Annotated in this window: 1 protein-coding gene; it reads left to right on the top strand. The window is 64.5% G+C overall.

All coding sequences use genetic code 11. The features are described 5' to 3' along the window. The coding region (locus ON23_RS03850) for a condensation domain-containing protein (protein ID WP_157170150.1) at positions 1 to 586 on the top strand (586 nt) is incomplete at both ends.

The following is a 586-nucleotide window of genomic DNA, read 5'->3' as shown; positions in this document are numbered from 1 at the left end:
TGGGACCCGAACGGTATGTCGTGGGAATTGTGTTGCACCACATCGCTTTCGATGGATGGTCCCCCGTTCCGATGGCCCGCGACGTGAGCGAAGCGTACCGAGCGCGCCGACACGGCCGTGCCCCGGGCTGGACGCCGTTGGCGGTGCAATACGTCGACTACACACTCTGGCAACGCACCCAACTCGGCGAACTCCACGACCCACACAGTCGCATCACCACCGAGCTGGAGTACTGGGAACGCACCTTGGCCGGGATGCCCGAACATCTCGACCTCCCCACCGACCGGCCTTACCCAGCGACCTCCGACCAACACGGCGCCGTCGTCACCATCGAGTGGCCCGCCGAACTGCAGCAGCAGATCACTCACGTCGCACGCGAACACAACGCCACCAGTTTCATGGTGATCCAAGCCGCCCTGACGATCCTGTTGTCGAAGATCAGCGCCAACCCCGACGTGGCGGTCGGATTCGCCGTCGCCGGCCGCGACGACCCCGCCCTCGACGACCTGGTCGGCTTCTTCGTCAATACGTTGGTGCTGCGAGTCGATCTGACTGGGGACCCTCCCTTCACCGACCTGTTGACCCA

The sequence above is a fragment of the Nocardia cerradoensis NBRC 101014 genome (assembly GCF_000308535.1).
GTDB classification, from domain to species: domain Bacteria; phylum Actinomycetota; class Actinomycetes; order Mycobacteriales; family Mycobacteriaceae; genus Nocardia; species Nocardia cerradoensis.
This window is presented reverse-complemented; position numbering and strand designations above follow the sequence as displayed.